The organism is Bradyrhizobium sp. GW821-FHT12B03, assembly GCF_058807535.1.
Genome location: NZ_JBXAQU010000002.1, coordinates 1 through 22,706 on the forward strand (window position 1 = coordinate 1; position 22,706 = coordinate 22,706).

A 22,706-nucleotide genomic window follows, 5' to 3' on the forward strand; every position below is an offset into this window, starting at 1 on the left:
TCTTCAGTCCTGCCAATTAGACAGACTGAATCACTGATCCCTCTGCGTCGCAACCGCCGCCTTTTTCAACAGAATCGGCGATCAGCCGATCGCGCAAGGCACGCCCAAAAACCCGCGAAACCGCACCCGACCGCCGCGCATGGGCTCCCCGTTCACGGCATAGTTCGGGAAGCGCGCCAGGAAGCGCGAGATCGCGATGGCGCCTTCGAGCCGCGACAGCGCCATGCCGGCGCATTGATGCGCGCCGGTGGCGAAGGCGAGATGCCGGTTCGGCGTCCGCGCGACGTCGAAGCTTTCCGGATCGGGAAACTGTGCGGGGTCGCGGTTGGCGGCGCCAATGCACAGCGTCACCGACGTGCCGGCCTCGAGCATGACACCGCCGAGTTCGATCCGCTCGGTGGTCATGCGGTTGCCGAGCTGGTTGGAGCTCTCGTAGCGAAGCACTTCCTCCACGGCGGTCCTGACCAGGTCCGGATTGCCGATCAGGCGCTGCTTCTGGTCCGGATTTCGATCCAGCGCCACGAGGCCGTTGCCGATCAGATTGGTGGTGGTCTCGTGGCCGGCATTGAGCAGGAAGATGCAATTGTGCAGCAGTTCCTTCTCCGTCAGCCGCTCGCCGCTGTCCTCGCCCTGGATCAGGCGCGTCAGCACGTCGCGCTCGGGGTTGCCCGGCTTCTCGCGCCGGCGCGCAACGAGCGTCTGGAGATAGGCGAGAAAATCCGTCACTGCCTTGTTGCCGCGCGCAGCCACGTCAGGCGACACCACGGGTTCGAGCGCACCGAGGATTGCCAGCGACCAGTCGCGCAGCGGCGCGCGCTCGTCGTGGGGAACGTCGAGCAGATTGCCGATCACCTCGATCGGGATCGAGGCGGCAAAGTCCTCGATCAGCTCGCAATGGCCCTTGGCGGCGATCGCGTCGAGCAGGCTGTCCACCAGCTTGATGAGATCCCCCTCCATGCCCGCGATCGCGCGCGGCGACAGCGCGCCCATGATCAGGCGGCGCACGCGGGTGTGGGCGGGCGGATCGTTGAAGACGAGGCTCGTGGTGTGGTGTTCGTAGAGCGGGGTGTCGCCATATTTCGGCGCGAACTCGCGCTTCTTGTCCGAGCTGAAGGACTTGGTGTTCTTGTAGGTGGTGACGAGGTCGTCGTAGCGGGTCAGGAACACGGTGCCGTTCGGCAGGCGCTTGACCGGCTCGTTCTCCCGCAGTGCACGATAGGTCGGGTAGGGATCGGCGTAGAAGTCCGCCGTCAGCTTCTCCAGATCGAAATGGGCCGCCAGTTCTTTCGCACTTGCGTTCATTGCCGCCATACTCGCCGGTTGAGACCGATATGCCGTTTTCGCTCTTTCGAGCGGCTCCGATCACCGTCTACAGTCGTGCCGTAATTTGCAAGCCGACCGGACAGGAAAATGCACGCCCGCACGGATGCTGCCGACACGGCCCCGAATTGGCCCGACGATATTTTCGCGACCTTGCAACGCTTCGACGTCCGGCAGGTGCCTTACGTGCCTGACGCCGGCCATTCGAAGCTGATCCAGCGCGTGCTGGGTTCCTCCACCATGCGCGGCATTCCGCTGACGACGGAGGAGGAGGGCGTGGCGCTGCTCGCCGGCGCCTGGACCGGCGGCCAGCGCGGCGTGTTGCTGATGCAATCGAGCGGCGTCGGCAATTGCATCAACATGCTGTCGCTGATCCCGATCCTGCGCTTCCCGTTTCTTACGCTGGTGACGATGCGCGGCGAGTGGGGCGAGTTCAATCCGTGGCAGGTGCCGATGGGATCGACCACGCAGGGCGTGTTCGAGCTCTCCGGCGTCAAGGTGCTGCGTGCGTCCAATGCGGCCGAGGTGCCGGCCGTGCTGGAGGCCGCCGCAGCGCAGGCCTATAACGCGCTGACGCCCACCGCCGTCCTGCTGTCGCAGCGCCTGATCGGCGCAAAGGTTTTCACCAAATGAGCAAGGCTAATCTCCTCGACCGCCGTCAGGTGGTGTCTGCCCTGCTCGCGGACCGCAAGGACGTGGTTGCGATCGGCGGCCTCGGTGCCTCCACCAACGACATCTGTGCCGCCGGCGATCACGCCCGCAACTTCTATCTGTGGGGCGGGATGGGGGGCGCCGCGATGATCGGCCTTGGTCTCGCCCTGGCGCAGCCGAAATTGCCGGTGCTGGTCATCACCGGCGATGGCGAGATGCTGATGGGCATGGGCAGCCTTGCCACCATCGGCCTGCAAAAACCGTCCAACCTCTCGATCGCGGTGCTCGACAACGAGGCCTATGGCGAGACCGGCGGCCAGACCAGCCACACCTCCGCCGCCGCCGACCTCGTCGGTGTCGCCCGGGCCTGCGGCATCGGGGATGCCCGCGCGATCTCGACCATGGCCGAGGTGGAAGCCTTTGCCAAAGCCGTCCACGACGTCTCCGCGGGCCCGCGCTTTGCTAATGTGAAGATCGACAGCGCCAGCCTTGAGCGGATTTTGCCAAGCCGGGACGGGACCTACATCGTCAACCGGATCCGCGGCGATCTCGGCTTCCAGCCGATCTAGGTTCATTCCCTGCGGCGACCTCGTCCGCACGTGGGCCGTGCAGGCGCGGCCAATTTCCACTGATTTTACAACGCTTTCAGGTTGCGATGCAGCATAATGCTTGACTTTTGCGTGGGTGAGTGCTTACTCACTAGAATGAGTTCATTGCGAATGACGAGCGACCTGAGGCGTCAATTGATCCTCGGCGCCGCAAAGCGCTGCTTTGCCCGACACGGCTATACCGGCACCACGACCAAGAGCGTGGCGGCCGCCGCCGCCATTTCCGAGGCCCTGCTGTTCAAGCATTTCCCCTCCAAGGCGGCGCTCTACGCTGAAATTCTCAGCGATGAATGCGAAGCCGATCCGGCGCTGATCGATCTTCTGGAGCGGGAGCCATCGACCGCTACTCTGGTCGAGCTGATCCGCGGCATGGTCCAGCACTTCCTCCGCGTTGCCGACGGTCCGGACCAGGAAGAGGCCCAGCGCCTGCGACTGATGGCCACGAGCCATTTGGATGACGGCGAATTCGCTCGTTTGCTATATGCCAAGATCGAGAAGCTGGTCGGGGCGGTCTTCGTTGCCTCGCTCGAGCGCGCGGTTGCCGCCGGGGACGCGCGGTCCTGCACTGGCGATCCGCTCAACCTGTTCTGGTTCGCGCATCATTCGTTGATGACGGCGGCGCTGACCAGGCTGCCGGCGACTCCCTGTCTCGCTTACGGCAAGGCGAACGATCTGGAGCGCCAGCTCTGTGAGTTTCTCCTGAGAGGTATCGGACTTAACGACGCCGCAATTGCTTCACATCTGGGCCGCGAATTGGCGCCGGGTGCCGGCAAGACGGCGATTGCAGAAAGTGCATGACATGAACATCGTAACCGAACACAAGATTTCGGGCGAACCGATCGACAACAAGGCTCCCAAGCGTCCGGTCAGGCCGGTGCTCTGGTTCGTCATCGTCGGTACGCTGCTCGGCGTGCTCGTCGGCGGCCTCGTCTGGTTCAACTACTTCCGCGGCCAGATGATCAAGCAGTTCTTCGCCAACAACAAGCCGCCGCCGACTGCGGTCAGTGCGGCCGAAGCGAAGTCCGAGGTCGTGCCCAACCTGCTGACCGCGGTCGGCGGGCTCGCCGCCGTGCACCAGGTCGATGTCAGCGCCGACGTCAACGGCCGCGTCACCGAGATCAAGTTCGAGCCGGGTTCGCATGTCGAAGCCGGCACGCCGCTGGTGCAGCTGTTCGACGCGCCTGAGCAGGGCGATCTCGCCAACTACAAGGCGCAGGCGACCGTCGCGCAGCTCTCGCTCGACCGTGCCAAGCAACTGGCATCGCGCCAGTTCGGCCCGCAGGCGACCGTCGATACCGCGCAGGCCGCCTATGATCAGGCGCTCGCCGGCATCGCCAAGACCGAAGCGCTGATCTCGCAGAAATTCGTGCGGGCGCCGTTCTCCGGCGATCTCGGCATGCGCAAGGTCGAGGTCGGCCAGTATCTGACGGCCGGTACGGCCATGGTGACACTGACCGATTTGTCGGAGCTGTGGGCCAACTTCACCGTGACGGAAAAGGACTCGGGCAACCTCAAGGTCGGCCAGCCGGTCCGGCTCAAGGTCGACGCCTATCCGGGCCGTACCTTCGATGCCAAGATCACCACGATCGAGCCGCAGATCTCGACCGACACCCGCAACATCCGCGTACAGGCGACCGTCTCCAATCCGGAGAAGATCCTGAAGCCCGGTATGTTCGTGACCACCACAGTGGTGCTGCCGGACAAGCCGGCGGTGATCACCGTGCCGGAAACGGCGGTCGACTACACGCTGTACGGCGATTCCGTGTTCGTGATCACCGAGAAGAAGGAGGAGGACGGCAAGACCAGCCTCTCCGCGGTGCGCACGTTCGTGCAGACCGGCAACCGGGTCGAAGGTCGCGTCGAAATCATCAAGGGCGTGAAACCGGGCGACAAGGTCGTCGCCGTCGGCCAGCTCAAGCTGCAATCGGGCGCGCCGGTGTCGATTTCGACCGACCCGGCCCCGCAGGTTCCGGCGAAGCCGCCGCGCTACTGACCCCTTACCACTCGTTAGTGATCCGGCTCGGCCGGATCACTTTTCGTGAGACAAAGAAATCGAGATCGCCGCGATGGCCTTTACCGATATTTTCATCAAGCGCCCGGTTCTGTCGGTCGTCGTCAGCCTTCTGATCCTGCTGATCGGGCTGCGCGCGGCGATGGTGCTGCCGATCCGGCAATATCCGAAGCTTTCGAACACGGTCATCAACATCACGACCGTCTATCCCGGCGCGTCCGCAGACCTGATCCAGGGCTTCATCACGACGCCGATCGAGCAGGCAGTCGCCTCGGCCGAAGGCGTCGACTACATGACCTCGTCCTCGGTGCTCGGTACCTCGACGATCCAGGTCTACATCAAGCTGAACTTCGATCCGAACCAGGCGCTCACCGAGGTGCTCGCCAAGACCAACTCGGTCAAATACTTGATCCCGAAGGAATCCAACGACCCGATCGTCACCAAGACGACGGGCCAGACCACGGCCGTGATGTATCTCGGCTTCTCCTCCGAGGAGCTGTCTGGCTCGGCGATCTCGGATTATCTGACGCGCGTGGTGCAGCCGGTGCTGTCCACCGTCGACGGCGTGGCTTCCGCCGACATTCTCGGCGGGCAGACCTTCGCGATGCGGCTGTGGCTCGATCCCGAGAAGATGGCCGGCCGCAACGTGTCGCCGGCGGACGTCGCGGCGGCGATCCAGGCCAACAACTTCCAGTCCGCAGCGGGGCAGACCAAGGGCTATCTGATCGTTTCCAACATCTCGACGAACACCAGCCTGACTGACGTCAACCAGTTCAGGAAGATGATCGTCAAGGCCAAGGACGGCGGCTTCGTGCGGATGGAGGACATCGCCACCGTCGAGCTCGCAGCCCAAAGCACGGATGCCAGCGTCGCCTTCAACGGCGAGCATGCGATCTTCATCGGCGTGAACGCGACGCCGCAGGGCAACCCGCTGACGCTGGTCAAGGGCGTGCGCGCGCTGTTCCCGGAGCTCGAGCGTAATCTTCCGCCGTCGATGAAGATGAAGGTCGCCTACGACTCGACCAAGTTCATCCAGTCCTCGATCGACGAGGTGGAGAAGACGCTGGGCGAAGCCGTGATCATCGTGATCGTGGTCATCTTCCTGTTCCTCGCCTCGCTCCGTTCGGTCATCATTCCGGTCGTCACCATTCCGCTGTCGATGATCGGCGTCTGCACGCTGATGCTGGCGCTGGGCTTCAGCTTCAACCTCCTGACGCTGCTGGCGATGGTGCTGGCGATCGGTCTCGTGGTCGACGACGCCATCGTGGTGGTGGAGAACATCCACCGCCATCTGGAAGAGGGGAAGACGCCGGTCCAGGCGTCGCTGCAGGGCGCCCGCGAAATCGTCGGTCCCGTCATCTCGATGACCATCACGCTCGCGGCCGTGTACGCGCCGATCGGCTTCCTCGGCGGCCTGACCGGCTCGCTGTTCCGCGAATTCGCCTTCACGCTCGCGGGCTCGGTGATCGTGTCGGGCGTGATCGCGCTGACGCTGTCGCCGATGATGTGCTCGGTGCTGCTGAAGAATACCGAAGAGGGCCGCTTCGCCAAGGCCGTCAACAAGGTGTTCGGCGCCCTGACGCGCTGGTATGGCCGCAGGCTCGACCGCTCGCTCGACTACAAGGCGATCACCGGCCTGTTCGCGGTGACGATTCTCGGGCTGGTCGGTTTCCTCTACATGCACACCTCGAAGGAGCTGGCGCCGGAGGAAGACCAGGGCATCGTGTTCGCGGTGACCAAGGCGCCGAAATACGCCAACATCGACTATGTCGATTTCTACGGCGAGAAGCTCGACGAGAAATTCCAGAAGTTCCCCGAGACCGATCTGCGCTTCGTGCTGAACGGCATCAACGGCCCGCAGGGCGGTATTGCCGGCATGCTGCTGAAGTCGTGGGAGGAGCGCAAGCGTTCTTCGATCCAGCTGAAGCCGCTGGTGCAGGCCGAACTGTCCAAGATCGAGGGCGTGCAGGCTTTCGCCTTCAACCTGCCGCCGCTGCCGGGCGGACCCGGCGGCCTGCCGGTGCAGATGGTGATCAACTCCACCGCCGGATTCCAGACGGTCTATGAGCAGATGGAGAAGCTGAAGGACGCCGCGCGCAAGAGCGGCATGTTCATCGTCTCCGACAGCGATCTTGCCTATAACCAGCCCAACGTGAAGGTCACGATCGACCGCAGCAAGGCGCAGGACCTCGGCGTCAACATGCAGAACCTCGGCTCCACGCTCGCGGTGCTGCTCGGCGGCAACTACATCAATCGCTTCAATCTGGAAGGGCGGTCCTATCAAGTGATTCCTCAGGTGCCGCGCGCCAAGCGGCTCTCGCCGGAATCGCTCGGCGGCTTCTATGTGACGACCAACACCGGCCAGCAGCTTCCGCTGTCGACGGTGGTGTCGATCGAAACCAGGACCGATCCGAACTCGCTGACCCACTACAACCAGCTCAATTCGGCGACGTTCTCGGCCGTGCCGATGCCCGGTGTGACCGTTGGTGCCGCGGTCGACTTCCTCGAAGGCGAGGCCAAGAAGCTGCCGGCCGGCTTCAGCCACGATTATCTTGCGGACTCCAGGCAGTACGTGCAGGAGGGCAACCAGCTCGCGATCACCTTCGGTTTCGCGCTGATCATCATCTTCCTGGTGCTGGCGGCGCAGTTCGAGAGCTTGCGCGACCCGCTGGTGATCATGATCTCGGTGCCGATGGCGATCGTCGGCGCGTTGATCCCGCTGTTCTTTGGCGTCGCGACCATGAACATCTACACCCAGGTCGGTCTGCTCACCCTGGTCGGCCTGATCACCAAGCACGGCATCCTGATGGTGGAGTTCGCCAACGAGCTCCAGGTCAACGAGCGGCTCGATCGTCGCTCGGCCATCGAGATGTCGGCCCGCATTCGTCTGCGGCCGATCCTGATGACCACGGCCGCGATGGTGACGGGTCTGATCCCGCTGCTGACTGCAACCGGCGCAGGCGCGGCCAGCCGCTTCTCGATCGGCCTCGTGGTCGTCGCCGGCATGTCGATCGGCACGCTGTTCACGCTGTTCGTGCTGCCCGCCGTCTACGTGGTGCTGGCGACCGACCATCGCGCGGCGGCCGATTCCGACCGGAACAAGCAGGTCAACGAGCTCGACCTCGGCGCCAAGGCGTTGCGGCCGACCTGAGGCGGAAAGCAAGCGAATCCGAGGGCGGCAGCGGCCAATCCGCTGCCGCCCTTTTTCGTTGTACCCTTGGTGTGGCCGCCGCAGCCGTCGGGCGGACCCTTTGCCGTGCTCGCGAGAGACAAGCTCTCGTCTTCTTGCTAGATTCCACCGGATGAGCCTTTCCCTCCATCCCGACACTCCGCAAGCCAGGACGTTGCCGAGCGCGTCCCCGGATAGGGCCGTGTCCGGCAAAGCGGCGGGTCAAGGGATCAGGACCCGGCTGTTCACCAAATACGTGGTGCTGTTCGTGGCCGTCGTCGCCGTCGCGCTGCTCGCCAACGGGCTGTTCGAGGTCTTCTTCTATTATCGTGAGCACAAGGCCTCGCTGATCCGGGTCCAGCGTGAGCAGGCCGAGGCGGCGGCCGCCAAGATCGGCCAGTTCGTCAAGGAGATCGAGAGCCAGCTCGGCTGGACCACGCAGCTGCCGTGGTCGGCGGGCTCGCTCGAGCAGCGCCGGTTCGACGCGCTGCGGCTGCTGCGCCAGGTACCAGGGATCACCGAGCTCGCCCAGGTAGATGCAAACGGCAAGGAGCGGTTGCGAGTCTCGCGGCTGGCGATGGACGCGATCGACAGCGGGATCGACCTGTCGGCCGACCCGAAGTTCACCGAGGCGGTCGCGCACAAGGTCTATTACGGGCCGGTCTATTTCCGCAGGGACTCCGAGCCCTACATGACGCTGGCGCTGGCCGGCGCACGCAAGGATGCCGGCGTCAGCATCGCGGAGGTCAATCTCAAGCTGATCTGGGACGTCGTGTCCCAGATCAAGGTCGGCGAGCGTGGCCACGCCTACGTGGTCGGACCGGAGGGGCGCCTGATCGCGCATCCCGATATCAGCCTGGTCCTGCGCAACACCGACATGTCCGCCCTCGCGCAGGTGCGCGCTGCGCAGGCCGGAGGCGGCACCATGTCCGATCCGCTTCCCGAAGCGCGCAACATCCAGGGGCAGAAGGTGCTGACCGCATCGGCCCCGATCGAGCCGCTGCACTGGACCATGTTCGTCGAGTTGCCGGTCGAGGAGGCCTATGCCGCGCTCTATGCCTCGCTGCAACGGCTTGCGATCGTGCTGCTCGCGGCGTCGATCTTCGCGGTGCTCGCGGGGATATTCCTCGCGCGCCGCATGGTGGGACCGATCCAGGCACTGCGCAGCGGCGCCGAGCGGATCGGGGGCGGCGACTTCTCCCAGCGCATTGCGATCCGGACTGGCGACGAGCTCGAAGGGCTCGCCGACCAGTTCAACGACATGGGGGCGCGCTTGCAGGAATCCTATGCCGACCTCGAAAACAAGGTCGAGCAGCGGACCGCTCAACTCCGGCAGTCCCTGAACGATCTGCGCGCCGCCCAGGATCGCCTGATCCAGACCGAGAAGCTCGCCTCCCTCGGCCAGCTGACGGCGGGGATCGCCCACGAGATCAAGAACCCGCTTAATTTCGTCAACAATTTCTCGTCGGTTTCGACCGAGCTGATCGACGAGCTCAACGAGACCCTGCAATCGGCCTCGCTCGACGGCAAGACCAGGGCGGAGGTCGACGAGCTGACCGGCATGCTCAAGGGCAATCTCGAGAAGGTGGTGCAGCACGGCAAGCGCGCCGATTCCATCGTCAGGAACATGCTGGTGCATTCGCGCCAGGGTTCCGGCGAGCATCGCCCCGTCGATATCAATGCGGTCGTGGAGGAGAGCCTCAATCTCGCCTATCACGGCGCGCGCGCCGAAAGGCCGGCCTTCAACGTCACGCTCCAGCGCGCGTTCGACCCCTCCGCCGGCCTTGTCGATATCTATCCGCAGGAGATCACGCGCGTCGTCCTCAATCTGATCTCGAACGGCTTCTATGCCGCGGCCAAGCGCAAGAAGAACGAGGCAGAAGGTTTTGAGCCGATCCTGAGCGCCGCAACCAGGAACCTCGGCGACAAGGTCGAGATCCGGATCCGCGACAACGGCACCGGGATTCCGCCCGAGGTGATGGAAAAACTATTCAATCCGTTCTTCACGACCAAGCCGGCCGGTGAGGGCACCGGGCTCGGCCTGTCCATGAGCCATGACATCGTCGTGAAGCAGCACGGCGGCATGATCGAGGTGAAGACCGAGCCCGGTGCATTCACCGAATTCATCATTACGCTGCCGCGCACGATGGCAGCGGGCGATACTGCCGGAGGCAAGACTTGAACGTTTATATCCTGATCGTCGATGACGAGCCCGACGTCGAGCCGCTGTTCAGGCAGCACTTCCGGCGCGACCTGCGCGCCGGCCGCTTCCAGATGGAGTTTGCTCCCTCTGCGACCGATGCGCTGAAGCGCGCCGCCGAGGTTCGCGACCCGTCGCTGATCCTGATTCTGTCGGACATCAACATGCCGGGCATGAGCGGGCTCGACATGCTGCCGAAGGTGCGCGCCGACTATCCGCACGTTCCGGTCATCATGATCACCGCCTATGGTGACGCCGAGACGCGCAGAAAGGCGATCGAGCGAGGCGCCCACGGTCTGCTCACCAAGCCGATCGACTTTGCGCTGCTGCGCCAGGAGATCGATACGAGGCTCGAGCAAGCCGCATGACCGCGACCATCCTCTTTGTTGACGACGAGCCGGACCTCGAGGCGCTGATCCTGCAAAAATTCCGCAGGCAGATCCGTGACGGGCTGCTCACGCTCATGTTCGCCCGCGACGGCCTCGAGGCGCTGCAATCGCTCGAGCAGAATCCTCACGTCGACATGGTGGTTTCCGACATCAACATGCCGCGTATGGACGGGCTGTCGCTGCTGGCGAAGCTCCAGGAAGCCGAGGACAAGAAGTCGACCATCATCGTCTCGGCCTATGGCGACATGAGCAACATCCGCACCGCGATGAATCGCGGCGCGTTCGACTTCCTGACCAAGCCGATCGACTTCGCGGATCTGGAGACCACGATCCAGAAGACCATCCGCCACATCGAGATGCTGCGCGAGGTGCGGCGGCGCCAGATGGAAGCCGAGCGCGCTCACGCCGCCCTGTCGCGTCATTTCTCGCCCGAGCTCGCCAGGCGTCTGGCGGCGGGTGGTGAGGGCGAGGGCATCCAGGTGCAGTGGCGCGACGTCGCGACCATCTTCACCGACATCACCGGCTTCACCTCGCTGGTCGAGACCGCGCCGCCCGAGACACTGGGCGAACTCCTCAACGAGTATGTCGGCGGGATGACCGAAGTCGTCTTCGCGCATGAGGGGACGGTGGCGAAGATCATCGGCGATGCGATCCAGGTGCTCTTCAACGCGCCCGGCGATCAGCCTGATTATGCGACGCGCGCGGTCGCGTGCGCCCATGATCTCGATGCCTGGGCGCAGGACTTTTGCGCGCGCCAGAAGGCCAAGGGCGTGAACTTCGGCACGACCCGCATCGGCATTCACGCCGGCCCGGCGCTGGTTGGCAATTTCGGCGGCAACCGCTTCTTCGACTACACCGCGTATGGGGACACCATCAACATCGCGGCCCGGCTGGAAGCCGCCAACAAGCATCTTGGCACCCGCATCTGCGTCAGCTCCAGCGTTGCCGGAGCGGCCGAGAATTTTCAGGGCCGTCCCGTCGGCGAGCTGATGTTGCGCGGGCGCAGCGAACCGCTCCGCGCGTTCGAACCGCTGCCGCAGGCCAAATTCGAAGCGCCGGTGACGGCGCTATATTTCGAGGCCTTTGCCAAGATGGAGGCCGGCGACGCCGCGGCCATGCCGACCTTTGCCGCGCTGGTTGGCGTGCATGCCGACGATCCGCTGGCCGGTTTTCACCTGAAGCGCCTGCTCAACGGCGCCAAGGGCATTCGCATGCAACTGGAATAGGAGCCCGTCATGACGCGTGAATTCTCCGCCGGCAATTATCGTTTCATTCCGTCCGTGTTCCAGTATTCGGCCGGTGCGGCCGCGGACGAGGGCTATGAGATCGAGCGCGTCCGGTTCGATCGGCTGGTGCCGCTGGCCGAGGGCTTTGCGCTGGCGGCAAAGTTCATCCAGGAGACCGGGCGTCCGCTGACCGCCTTCTGCGCCTGCGAGCTGCGCTCGCCGGCGGCCTTCAGCGAGGAGGGCTTTCGTGCATTCAATCTGCATTATGTGAAGACGCTCTCCGAATGGGGCATCTTCGACGGCACCACCAATCCGGTGGCGCGCAGCAATGTCTGTCCCGAGATCGATCCACCGTCCGAGCCGTCGTTCTATGCGTTCTCCTTCACGCGCCCGACGCGGTCAAAGGCGCCGAGCTTCGTGATCGCCGGCGGCGCCGAAGCCCGCGAGGGCAGCGGCACCTATGTCGAGCGCACCGTGCGCTACCGCGACCTGAGCCCGGAGGGATTGCGCGAGAAGGTGCGGTTCACCACGACGTCGCAGATGGAAAACCGGATGGCGGCGTTCGGCTTCGGCTGGAAGGACACCACCGGCGTGCAGGCCTATTCCGTGCACGACTTCCACCATGCGCTGGTCGACGAGCTGGTCCGCCGCGGTGCCTTGCGATCCGGCCTGACCTGGCATTATGCCCGCCCGCCGGTGGTCGATCTCGAATACGAGATGGACTGCCGCCGCGTGCTGCGCGAGGTGGTGATTTGATCCGTCGACGGTCGTTCTTCACCTCTCCCGTAGGGAGAGGTCGCCGCGTAGCGCCGGGTGAGGGGTTTTGTTCCCTCGATGAAGCGGATCCCCTCACCCGAATTGCTTCGCAATTCGACCTCTCCCTACGGGAGAGGTGAACGGACCTCACCGTCGGCTATTGTTGTTGCTTCAACGCTGCCTCGGATCGAGCGCGTCGCGCAGGCCGTCGCCGAGCAGGTTCAGCGACAGCACCACCAGGAAGATCGCAAGCCCCGGCCAGATCGCCATCCACGGCGCCTGGGTCAGGAAGCGTTGTGCCGCGTTGAGCATGCTGCCCCAGGACGGCGCGGGGGGCTGCTGGCCAAGGCCGAGGAACGAGAGCGCGGCCTCGGCGATGATGGCGGCGGCGATCGACAGCGTCGCCTGCACCAGCAGCGCCGGCATGATGTTGGGCAGGATGTGCGAGAACGCAATCCGCCAGGGCGGATTGCCGAGGGCGCGTGCGGCCTCGACATAATCCTCGGCCTTGACGCTCAGCACCTGGCCGCGAGTCAGGCGGATGAAGATCGGGGTTGCCGAGATGCCGATCGCGATCATGGCATTGCCGAGGCTCGGACCGAGAAACGCGGCCAGCGCGATCGCCAGGATCAGGAACGGGCAGGCCAGCATCGCATCGGTGATCCGGCTGATCAGCGCGTCGACAAATCCGCCGCGATATCCCGCAAGCAGGCCGAACGGCACGCCGACGCCGAGCGCGATCGCGACCGAGATGAGCCCTGCGAGCAGTGAGGCGCGCGCGCCGTAGATGACGCGGCTGAGGATGTCGCGGCCAAGCTCGTCGGTGCCGAACCAGTGTGCCGTGGTCGGCGGTTTGCGCACCAGGCTCCAGCTCGTCGCGATGGGATCATAGGGCACGAGGAGCGGCGCGAGGACCGCAAGCGCGATGACCGTCGTGATCACGGCCAGGCCGAACACCGCCGCCTTGCGCTTGAACAGCCGCCGCCGCGCACGGCGGGCCGGGCTGTCCAGCTCATAGGCTTGCATGACGGGAGCGGCGGGCAGGGCGGCGTCGGTCATGGATCAGCCCCGCAGCCGCGGATTGACGAGGATATAGGCGACGTCAGCAACGAGGTTCAGCGTGATGTAGACCGTGGCCGTCACCAGCACCACGCCCTGCACAACCGCGTAGTCGCGGTTGAACACGGCGTCCACGATCAGCTTGCCGAAGCCGGGAATGGAGAAGATCTGCTCGGTCAGCACAGCGCCCGACAGCAGCGTGCCGAGTTCGAGCGCGCCGAGCGTGATGATGGGCGTCAGCGCATTGCGCATGGCATGCTTGAGAATCACGGAACGTTCGGAGAGGCCCTTTGCGCGCGCCGTGCGAACATAATCGCTCTCCAGCACCTGGAGCATGGCGCTGCGGGTGTGCCGCATCAGGATCGCGGAGATCGCGTTGCCGAGCACGAAGGCGGGCATGATGGTGGCGGCCAGGCTCGCGCGCCAGTTCTCGGTGAGCGGCACGTAGCCCGAAGCCGGCAGCCAGCCGAGCTCGATCGAGAACAGGAAGATCAGCATGATCCCGAGCCAGAAATTCGGCGTCGAGATGCCCCACAATGCGAACAGGTTGGCGCCATAATCCCACGCCGTGCCCTTCTTCACTGCGGAGACGATGCCGGCGGGAATGCCGATCAAGAACGCGATCAGGATCGCCATCGAGCCGAGCTGGAGCGTCACCGGCAGCTTCTGCGCGATCAGCTCGCGTACCGGCATCTTGTTGCGCAAGGACTCGCCGAAATCGCCGGTGAGGACTCCCTTGAGCCAGTAGACATATTGCACGGGGATCGGCTGATCGAGCTTGTGCTGCTGCCGGATCTGCTCGATCACGGCGGGATCGCGTTCCTCGCCGGCCATCACCAGCGCCGGATCGCCCGGCAGCAATTGCTGGAGCGAGAAGATCAGCATCGACACGAAGAACAATGTCGGCACGATCTGCGCGATGCGGTGGGCAAGGAAGTTCAGCATGGCTAGGCCCGTGTCCCGGGCGCAGCGCAACATGCAATGTTGCGTTGCTGTACCGGGACCCATCTATCACGATGTGCCGTCGCTATGGGTCCCGGCTCTGCGGTCCAGCGCTTGCGCGCTGCGCTGCGTCCGGGACACGTGCTCATGGTCAGAGCCATCACTTGAATTTCAGTCCGACCACGCGCACGAGGCCATCAGGCATCTGCTTGTAGCCCTGGAGCTTGGTGGTGTGAGCGATCAGAAGCTTACGGTGGTAAATGTAGATGATGGGCAGATCGTCCAGCACGATCTTGGTCAGCTTCTGATAGATTGCCTTGCGTTCCTCGACATTGGACGTCGCCCGCCCTTCCTCCATCAGCTTGTCAGCTTCCGGATTCGCGTACACGCCGTCGTTCTGCGGCGCCTTGCTGCGCATGAAGATGTAGGAATTGCCGTCGGGGTCGATGCGTCCGCTCCAGTTGATCTGGAACACCTGGAATTCGCCGGCCTGCGCCTGCTTGAAGGTGGTCGCGAATTCGACGACGCGGACCTTGATGTCGAAGCCTGCTTCGGCGGCCATGGACTGCACGACCTGGGCGACGGCCTCGTACTCGGTGCCCTTTGGCACCATGTAGTCGACGGTGACGGGCAGGCTGACACCGGCTTCCTTCAACAGCGCCTTGGCCTTGGCGATGTCGCGACCCGGAATGGGGAAAGCCTTCTGATAGTATGGATGCGTCGGGCTGACCCATTGGTTGCCCGGCGTGAACTCGCCGTTGAACACGACCTGGTTGATGGCCTCGCGATCGATCGACAGGCTGAGGGCCTGGCGCACCTTCGCGGATTGGCTGAGTGGTCCCTTGGTCTTGTCGTTGCCGATGTTGATGGTCAGGCCCTGATAGCCGAGCTCGGGCGCCGTCGACAGCACCAGCTTGGGATCGGCGCGAACGTCCTTGATGTCGGTGGCGAGCACGCGCTCGATCAGATCGAGTCCGCCGGACTTGAGGTTGGCAAGGCGCACCGTGGCATCGACAATCGGCAGGAATACGACGCGGTCTATATGGACGTTGTCCTTGTTCCAGTAGTCGGCGAACTTCTCGAACACCATGCGGTCCTGCTGCACGCGCTCGACGAACTTGTAGGGGCCGGCGCAGACCGGATGCAGGCCGAACTTGTCACCGGTCTCTTTCGCTGCCTTGGGCGAGACCATCATGCCGGAGCGGTCTGTGAGCTGGGCGATCAGCGGCGAGTACGGCGTCTTGAGCACCAGCTTGATGGTCAGGGGATCGACGACCTCGACGTGGTCGACGCTGGCGAGCTCGGACTTCCGAAACGAGGTCGGCAGCGTCATGTGACGCTCGATCGAGAATTTTGCGGCTTCCGCGTCCAGTGGCTCGCCATCGTGGAATTTGACGCCTGGCCGGAGCTTGATCGTCATCTCCTTGCCGTCGGCCGACGTCTCGTGAGACAGCGCGAGCTGCGGCACGATGTTGAGCTTTTCGTCGATGTCGAACAGCTTGTCGCAGAAGGCGGAGAACACGATGCGGCCGACATAGGTGCGGCCGATGCTGGGATCGAGGATGTCAGGGTCCTCGGCGATCCCGATGCGAAGCGTGGTCTGCGCCTGGGCCGTGCCCGCGAGCGACGTCAGCAAGGCCGACGCCAGGATTGTCAAACGCATAAAGCTCATCGCTCTCAACCTCTGTTTCACGGCTGTGCAGGGTCCGTCCCCAATCAACTAACCCCGCCGCCGCGTGCTGCTTCCGGGCCGCCGCTGAAGGCGGCGACCAATTTTTCAAGGACCGGCGAGAAACCGCCGTCCATGGGGACGATCGCCGCGGAGGACGGCAGTTCCGACGTCAGATGGCAAGCCGTTGCATGTCCGATGCCATCCGGCAGGAGGGGTGGCATTTCGCTGCGGCAGCGTTCGACCATGTAGGGGCAGCGGGTATGGAAGCGGCATCCGGGCGGCGGATTGAGCGCGCTGGGGATCTCTCCCTGGAGCACAATCCGGCTGCGCTTTGCCCGCGGTTTAGGCACGGGGATTGCGGACAACAGCGCGCGGCTATAGGGGTGCCGGGGGGCCGCGAACAGCGCGTCCGCTTCCGCGGTCTCGACGATCTGGCCGAGATTCATCACCGCGACGTGGTCGGCGATATGCTTGACCACGGCGAGGTCATGCGAGACGAAGATGTAGGCAAGGCCGAGGCGGTCCTGGAGCTCGCTCAGCAGGTTGAGGATCTGCGAGCGGATCGAGACGTCCAGCGCCGAGACCGGCTCGTCGCAGATGATCAGCTTCGGCTCGACCGCGAGCGCGCGGGCAATCGCAATGCGCTGGCGCTGGCCGCCGGAAAACTCGTGCGGATAGCGCCGGGCCAGCCGCGGCTCAAGCCCGACCAGCCGCAAGATCTCCTCGACGCGTTCGCGCCGCCGCGACGGCGGCACGAGATCGTGCAGCGCCAGCGGCTCGGTCAGGATCTGGCCGACCGTCATGCGCGGATTGAGCGAGGCGTAGGGGTCCTGGAAGATGATCTGCGCTTCACGGCGGAAGGCGCGGAGCGCTCCGGCATCCAGCGAGAGTAGGTCGCGACCGTCGAAACGGATCGTGCCCGTGTCCGGCTCGATCAGCCGCAGCACCAGGCGGCTGACGGTGGATTTGCCGCAACCGGATTCGCCGACGAGCGCGAGCGTCTTGCCGGCCTCAAGCGCGAAGCTCACGCCATCGACGGCTTTGACGTGCGCCAGCGCGCGGCCGAACAGCGATCGCTCGGCGACGAAGTGCTTGACCAGGCCTTCGACCTCGAGCAGCGCCATCACGACACCAGACGTTCGAGCGGTGCGCGGATGCAGCGCGAGAGGTGGCCGGGGCCGACTTCGACCAGCGGCGGCGGCGCCCTGGTGCAGGCGTCCAGCACGAACGGGCAGCGTGCGCTGAAGCGGCAGCCGGCGGGGGGCTGCGCCATGTTCGGCACCATGCCTTCAATCGTCGCGAGCTGCTCGGCGCGATGGTCGAGGCGCGGGATCGAGCCGAGCAGGCCAACGGTGTACGGATGCTGCGGCGTCGAGAACAATTCATCCACCGGCGCCCGCTCGACGATCTCGCCGGCATACATCACCGCGACCTCGTCGCAGACTTCAGCGACCACGCCGAGGTCATGGGTGATCAGGATGATCGCGGCGCCGCTTGCCGCCTTCAATTCTCGCATCAGCTCGAGGATCTGTGCCTGCAGGGTGACGTCGAGCGCTGTGGTCGGCTCGTCCGCGATCAGCAGGCGCGGATCGCAGGCCAGCGCCATCGCGATCATGACGCGCTGGCGCATGCCGCCGGAGAGCTTGTGCGGATATTCGTCGATGCGCCGCTCGGGCGAGGGGATATGGACGCGCCGCAACAGCTCGATCGCGCGGTCCCGCGCACTCTTTCGCGAGCCGCCGCGATGGCGCAGAATGGTCTCGGTGATCTGGTCGCCGATGGTGAAGCTCGGGTTGAGCGAGGTCATCGGCTCCTGGAAGATCATCGCCAGCCGGTTGCCGCGGAGGTCGCGCAAGGTCTGGTCCGAGGTCTTCAAGAGATCAAAGCCGTCGAAGCGGATCGCGCCGGATATCTCCGCGCTCTGTTTCGGCAGCAAGCCCATGATCGCCAGCGACGTCACGCTCTTGCCGCAGCCGGATTCGCCGACGAGGCCGAGCGTTGCGCCATTGGCGACACTGAGGTCGACGCTGTCGACCGCATGGGTGACGCGGCCGTCGTCGCCGTGAAAGCGGATGCGCAGATCCGAGATCTCGATGAGGGGGCTTGCGCTCATGATCGCCTTGCACGGCTTGCCGCGATGCTGGCGTCGATGACGCTGCGATCGGTGTTGCCGGCCGGGTTCTGCCGGGTCGGCATGGAGTTGCGGAAATGCACCCAGAGCTCGTGGCTGACCCGTTCGAGCCGCTCGAGCTCGCCGAGCGGATCGGGATGGTCGTCGGCGCGAACATCCAGCGCCGGCCATTCCTCCTCGCCGTGGATCAGGAGTGCTGCCGACTGCTTGCCGCGCTTGTCGCCGCCGGCGGCCTCGCCCGCGCGCATCGCCGCGAGCAGGCGGCGCGGGAAGGGCAGGCTGTCATTGGCGATATAGGTCTTCGCGGTCTCGTCGAGCACGTCGGCGCCCGCGAGCATGTTGCCGGCGATCGAGAAGCCGCTGCCCGCGATGTGGCCGCACCAGTCGACACAGTCGCGGCCGGTATGCGCCGCGATCTCGCCGCTCGCATCCATGATGTGAATCTGGCGGCTTTCGCGCCCTTCGTCGGTCGCGAGCAGGCTGGCGAGCACGTCATGCGCGTTCAGGCCTTCACGCAAGAGCTTGACGCCGTCGATACCGTAATAGGGATTGACGAAGGCCTGGGTCGCGATGGCGCCGAGACCGGCGGCGATATAGGGCACGCGCGCGCCGACGGCGAAGAAGCGGGTCGCAACCGCGATGCCGAACTGGCCGGTGGCTGGATCGCGTGCGATGATCGACCAGGTCATATTCTGCCCATCAGCGTCCTGCGGCGTAGCCCTGCATGCCGCGGGGATTGGCGGCGGCGCGGCGGCGCACCCCGACGCGAGAGGCTGCGGTGAGGCGGCCTTCGGACCAGTCCGGGCCGATCTCGACGATATGACCGCGCTCGCGCAAATTCTCGATCGTCGCCTTCGGCACGCGGTTCTCGACCACGAGCACGCCGGGGCGCGCGGTGCGCGGCCAGAACGAGATCGGGAAATGCTCGGAATGCCAGGCCGGCGCGTCGATCGATTCCTGAAGATTGAGATTGCAATGGACGTGGCGCAGGAAGAACTGCGTGATCCACTGATCCTGCTGGTCCCCGCCCGGCGAGCCCCAGGCGAGATAGGGTTCGCCGTCGCGCAGCGCCATGGTCGGCGACAATGTGGTGCGCGGCCGCTTGCCGGGCGCGAGCGAACCGGGTTGGTTTTCCTCCAGATCGAACATCTGCGCGCGGCTGCCGAGGCAGAAGCCGAGCTCGGGGATGACAGGCGAGGATTGCAACCAGCCGCCGGACGGTGTCGACGAGATCATGTTACCGGCCTTGTCGATGATGTCGAAATGCACGGTGTCGCCGCGCACTTCGCCGAAGCGTCCCACCGTCGGCTCGCCGGCGCCGAGCGCGCCAACGGCCTCGCGTTGGCCCTCGGCGCGGCGCAGCTTCACCACGCCGCCAAAGCCTTCGATCGCGCCGGGCCGGAGATCGAGCGAGGCCTTGTCGGTGACGAGCTTGCGGCGCTCGTCATTATAGGCATCCGACAGCAGAGTCGCGATCGGGATCTCGCTGAACTTGGGATCGCCGTAGAATTTCTCGCGGTCGGCGAAGGCGAGTTTGGCGCATTCGATCTGGAGATGGATGAATTCCGGCCCGGTCGGGTCGAGCCCGTCGAGTGCAAAGCCCTTGAGTAGCGCGAGCTGTTGCAGCGTCACCGGCCCCTGGCTCCAGACGCCGGCCTTGCAGACCGTGTAGCGGCCGTAATCGTAGGTAAGCGGCGCCTCGATGGTCGGCTGCCAGCGCGCCATGTCGTCGGCCGTGAGCACGCCGCGATGCGGCGAGCCGCTGACGTCCATCACCTCCTGAGTCCGGCAGAACTTGTCGATGGCCTCCGCGACAAAGCCTTGCGACCACGCTTTTCGGGCGCGTTCGATCTCGGCATCACGGCCGCCACCGCCGCTTTCGGCCTCGCTGAGAATGCGGGTGTAGGTCGCGGCCAGCGTCTTGTTGGTGAAGAGCGTGCCGGGCTTCGGCACTTCGCCATTGGGCAGGTAGACCGCGGCCGAGGTCGGCCAGTGCTTGCGGAACAATTGCTCGACGGTCTGGATCGTGGCGCAGGCGCGTTCGACCAGCGGATAGCCGTCGCGCGCGTAGGAGATCGCGGGCTCCAGCACGTCGCGCACGCGCATCGTGCCGTAGTCGCGCAGCAGCATCATCCAGGATTCGAAGGTGCCGGGGACGCAAGCCGCGAGCAGGCCGGTGCCGGGCACCATGTCGAGGCCTTCGCTCTTGTAATGCGCGATCGTGGCGCGTGCGGGCGCCGGGCCCTGGCCGCAGATCACTTCGGTGCGGCCGCGCTTCACGTCATGAACGATGATGGGTACGTCCCCGCCGGGGCCGTTCAGATGCGGCTCGACCACCTGAAGCGTAAAGGCGGTGGCCACGCCGGCATCGAAGGCGTTGCCGCCTTTTTCGAGGATAGCCATGCCGACGGCGGTCGCGATCCAATGTGTGGTGGCGACGACCCCGAACGTACCCTCGATCTCGGGACGCGTCGTGAAGGGATCGGGATTGACGTTGCTGGCCATGGGTTACCTCAGTTACGGCGCGCGCAATTGATCACAGGCAATGCCGTGCCGCCAATGCACAGGCTGCATGGCACGCGCGCGTCACGCCGGGACCGGCGCGGTGTTGACGGCGTGGCAGGCGACGCCGGCGATCAGTTCCGGCGCCTCCCTGCGGCAGAGGTCAAACGCCAGCGGGCAGCGCGGATTGAAGGCGCAGCCGGGGGGCGGATTGATCGGGTTCGGGATCTCGCCCTTGACCGGAATGCGCTGGCGGCCGCTCATGGCGAGATCTGGCACGGCGCCCAGCAGCATCTTGGTGTAGGGCATGCGCGGGCGGGCGAACAGCTCCTTGCCTTCCGCGATCTCGACGATGCGACCGAGATACATCACGCCGACGCGGCTCGCCATGTGGCGGACCACGGCGAGGTTGTGGCTGATGAACATGTAGGTCAGGCCGAATTTGTCCTGGAGGTCGCGCATCAGGTTCAGGATCTGCGCCTGCACGGAGACGTCGAGCGCCGAGGTCGGCTCGTCGCAGACGATGAACTCGGCATCGGAGGCGAGCGCCCGCGCGATCGCGATGCGCTGGCGCTGGCCGCCCGAGAATTCGTGCGGAAATTTCAGCCGGTCGTCGGGATGCAGGCCGACGAGGCTGAGCAGCTCGCCGACGCGCGCCTGGATGTCACGCTCGCCCTGAATCAGGTCGAAGGCGCGGATCGGCTCGGAGATGATGGCGTCGACCCGGAAGCGCGGGTTCAGGCTCGCATAGGGATCCTGGAAGATCATCTGGATGCGGCGGCGGAGTTTTCGCCGCGCCATCGCATGCCGCGGATCGGCCATCGGGATGCCGTCGATCAGGACGTCGCCGGAGCTTGGCGGCAGCAGGCCAACCACCATTCGCGCCACCGTGGTCTTGCCCGAGCCGGACTCGCCGACCAATGCAAAGGTCTCGCCCTTCCTGATGTCGAAGGTGACGCCGTCGACAGCCTTGAGATATTCGAGCTGCCCGCCTTCGAGCACGCGGTTGAGCCAGGGCTTCGAGACGTCGAAGACGCGGCGCAGATTGGTGGCCTGGACGAAAGTCGCGCTCATGCCGCGCTCTCCGCCGGCACGCTGTCATAGAGATGGCAGGCAACCGACTGCGTGCCGCGCGGCAGCGGCTCCGGCCGGTCGATCCGGCAGCGATCGAAGGCGGACGCGCAGCGCGGATTGAACGAGCAGCCGCGCGGGATCGCCGATAGCCGCGGCATCGAGCCGGGAATTTGCACCAGGCGCTTGTCCTCGCCGGCAAGCGTCGGGATCGCGCCCATCAGGCCCTTGGCGTAGGGATGCAGCGGATTCCTGACGACGTCCTGCACCGGGCCGATCTCGGCGACGCGGCCGGCATACATCACCGCGACGCGGTCCGAGGTCTCCGCAATCACGCCCATGTCGTGCGTCACCAGCATCACGGCGGTGCCGTGGTCGCGCCCGAGCCGCTTGATCAGCGAGATGATCTGCGCCTGCACGGAGACGTCGAGCGCCGTGGTCGGCTCGTCCGCGATGATCAGCTCAGGCTCGGCGCAGATCGCCAGTGCAATCACCACGCGCTGGCGCATGCCACCGGAGAACTCGTGCGGATAGCCGTCGATGCGCTTTTCCGGCGCGGGGATGCCGACCTCGGCGAGCAGGTCGATGGCGCGGCGGCGGGCGGCCGTCTCGGACAGATTAAGGTGGGTCCGGATCGTCTCGATGATCTGGTCGCCGACCCTGTACAGCGGATTGAGCGAGGTGAGGGGATCCTGGAAGATCATGCCGATCCGTTTGCCGCGGACGCGGCGCAACTCTTCCGGCGGCAGGTTATCGATGCGCAGGCCCGACAGGCGGATCTCGCCGCCGGAGATGCGGCCGGGCGGATCGATCAGGCCGATCACCGAGAGGCCGGTGACGGATTTGCCGGCGCCGGATTCGCCGACTACCCCTAACACCTCGCCCTTGGCGATGTCGAAGGAGACGCCGTCGATGGCGCGCAGCGTGCCGCGGCGCGAGGCGAACTCGACCTGAAGATTGCGCACGGAGAGAACAGGTTCGGTCATGAGCGAGGCATAC

General features: G+C 65.1%; 19 protein-coding genes. 9 read left to right on the plus strand and 10 right to left on the minus strand.

The features are described from left to right. Positions 1 to 81 precede the first annotated feature (81 nt). A complete protein-coding gene (locus AC1RUR_RS04125; protein WP_492841624.1) occupies positions 82 to 1,302 on the minus strand; it encodes a cytochrome P450 in 1,221 nt (406 codons plus the stop codon). Positions 1,303 to 1,410: 108 nt separating this feature from the next. On the opposite strand from AC1RUR_RS04125, the gene AC1RUR_RS04130 reads away from it, so the two are divergent. The 9 genes from AC1RUR_RS04130 to cnbZ all read left to right on the plus strand — a co-directional run bounded on the left by AC1RUR_RS04130 (position 1,411) and on the right by cnbZ (position 12,330). Further along, positions 1,411 to 1,953 carry a phosphonopyruvate decarboxylase gene (locus AC1RUR_RS04130; protein ID WP_492841626.1) on the plus strand — a complete coding sequence of 181 codons (543 nt, stop codon included), beginning with the start codon at positions 1,411 to 1,413 and terminating at the stop codon, positions 1,951 to 1,953. Further along, positions 1,950 to 2,540 (plus strand): thiamine pyrophosphate-dependent enzyme, encoded by a 591-nt coding sequence (locus tag AC1RUR_RS04135; protein ID WP_492841628.1) that lies wholly within the window; start codon positions 1,950 to 1,952, stop codon positions 2,538 to 2,540. The genes AC1RUR_RS04130 and AC1RUR_RS04135 overlap by 4 nt, the downstream gene beginning before the upstream one ends. Positions 2,541 to 2,675: 135 nt before the next feature. Further along, complete coding sequence (locus tag AC1RUR_RS04140; RefSeq protein ID WP_492842390.1) at positions 2,676 to 3,377, plus strand: TetR/AcrR family transcriptional regulator; 702 nt, start codon at positions 2,676 to 2,678, stop codon at positions 3,375 to 3,377. A 1-nt stretch (position 3,378) separates the two neighbouring features. After that, complete coding sequence (locus AC1RUR_RS04145; RefSeq protein ID WP_492841630.1) at positions 3,379 to 4,572, plus strand: efflux RND transporter periplasmic adaptor subunit; 1,194 nt, start codon at positions 3,379 to 3,381, stop codon at positions 4,570 to 4,572. 73 nt (positions 4,573 to 4,645) lie between these two features. Beyond that, on the plus strand, positions 4,646 to 7,741 hold the full coding sequence (locus AC1RUR_RS04150; protein WP_492841631.1) for a MexW/MexI family multidrug efflux RND transporter permease subunit: 3,096 nt from the start codon (positions 4,646 to 4,648) through the stop codon (positions 7,739 to 7,741). Between the two features lie 151 nt (positions 7,742 to 7,892). Continuing rightward, positions 7,893 to 9,941 carry a sensor histidine kinase gene (locus AC1RUR_RS04155; RefSeq protein ID WP_492841632.1) on the plus strand — a complete coding sequence of 683 codons (2,049 nt, stop codon included), beginning with the start codon at positions 7,893 to 7,895 and terminating at the stop codon, positions 9,939 to 9,941. Next, entirely contained in the window at positions 9,938 to 10,327 is a 390-nt protein-coding gene (locus AC1RUR_RS04160; protein ID WP_492841633.1) for a response regulator, read from the plus strand. The genes AC1RUR_RS04155 and AC1RUR_RS04160 overlap by 4 nt, the downstream gene beginning before the upstream one ends. Next, on the plus strand, positions 10,324 to 11,574 hold the full coding sequence (locus tag AC1RUR_RS04165) for an adenylate/guanylate cyclase domain-containing protein (RefSeq protein ID WP_492841634.1): 1,251 nt from the start codon (positions 10,324 to 10,326) through the stop codon (positions 11,572 to 11,574). The genes AC1RUR_RS04160 and AC1RUR_RS04165 overlap by 4 nt, the downstream gene beginning before the upstream one ends. Positions 11,575 to 11,583: 9 nt before the next feature. After that, positions 11,584 to 12,330, plus strand: coding sequence for a 2-amino-5-chloromuconate deaminase CnbZ (gene cnbZ, locus AC1RUR_RS04170; protein ID WP_492841635.1), 747 nt, complete (start codon positions 11,584 to 11,586; stop codon positions 12,328 to 12,330). A 171-nt stretch (positions 12,331 to 12,501) separates the two neighbouring features. Here the strand turns inward: cnbZ and AC1RUR_RS04175 are convergent, their stop codons facing one another. The 9 genes from AC1RUR_RS04175 to AC1RUR_RS04215 all read right to left on the minus strand — a co-directional run bounded on the left by AC1RUR_RS04175 (position 12,502) and on the right by AC1RUR_RS04215 (position 22,693). Beyond that, positions 12,502 to 13,389: an ABC transporter permease gene (locus tag AC1RUR_RS04175; protein WP_492841637.1), complete on the minus strand. Its 888-nt coding sequence runs from the start codon at positions 13,387 to 13,389 to the stop codon at positions 12,502 to 12,504. A 3-nt stretch (positions 13,390 to 13,392) separates the two neighbouring features. Then, the gene (locus AC1RUR_RS04180; RefSeq protein ID WP_492841639.1) at positions 13,393 to 14,334 is read right to left on the minus strand and encodes an ABC transporter permease; all 942 of its coding nucleotides are present in this window, start codon (positions 14,332 to 14,334) and stop codon (positions 13,393 to 13,395) included. Between the two features lie 157 nt (positions 14,335 to 14,491). Further along, positions 14,492 to 16,003, minus strand: a complete 1,512-nt coding sequence (locus AC1RUR_RS04185) for an ABC transporter substrate-binding protein (protein WP_492841641.1) — start codon at positions 16,001 to 16,003, stop codon at positions 14,492 to 14,494. A gap of 44 nt (positions 16,004 to 16,047) precedes the next feature. Beyond that, positions 16,048 to 17,127 (minus strand): ABC transporter ATP-binding protein, encoded by a 1,080-nt coding sequence (locus tag AC1RUR_RS04190; RefSeq protein ID WP_492841643.1) that lies wholly within the window; start codon positions 17,125 to 17,127, stop codon positions 16,048 to 16,050. Then, the gene (locus AC1RUR_RS04195) at positions 17,127 to 18,116 is read right to left on the minus strand and encodes an ABC transporter ATP-binding protein (protein ID WP_492841645.1); all 990 of its coding nucleotides are present in this window, start codon (positions 18,114 to 18,116) and stop codon (positions 17,127 to 17,129) included. The genes AC1RUR_RS04190 and AC1RUR_RS04195 overlap by 1 nt, the downstream gene beginning before the upstream one ends. Beyond that, positions 18,113 to 18,823 (minus strand): DUF1028 domain-containing protein, encoded by a 711-nt coding sequence (locus tag AC1RUR_RS04200; RefSeq protein ID WP_492841647.1) that lies wholly within the window; start codon positions 18,821 to 18,823, stop codon positions 18,113 to 18,115. The genes AC1RUR_RS04195 and AC1RUR_RS04200 overlap by 4 nt, the downstream gene beginning before the upstream one ends. 10 nt (positions 18,824 to 18,833) lie before the next feature. Then, entirely contained in the window at positions 18,834 to 20,639 is a 1,806-nt protein-coding gene (locus AC1RUR_RS04205) for a gamma-glutamyltransferase family protein (protein WP_492841649.1), read from the minus strand. 81 nt (positions 20,640 to 20,720) lie between these two features. Further along, positions 20,721 to 21,710, minus strand: a complete 990-nt coding sequence (locus tag AC1RUR_RS04210) for an ABC transporter ATP-binding protein (RefSeq protein WP_492841651.1) — start codon at positions 21,708 to 21,710, stop codon at positions 20,721 to 20,723. Continuing rightward, entirely contained in the window at positions 21,707 to 22,693 is a 987-nt protein-coding gene (locus tag AC1RUR_RS04215; protein ID WP_492841653.1) for an ABC transporter ATP-binding protein, read from the minus strand. The genes AC1RUR_RS04210 and AC1RUR_RS04215 overlap by 4 nt, the downstream gene beginning before the upstream one ends. Between the last annotated feature and the right edge of the window lie 13 nt (positions 22,694 to 22,706).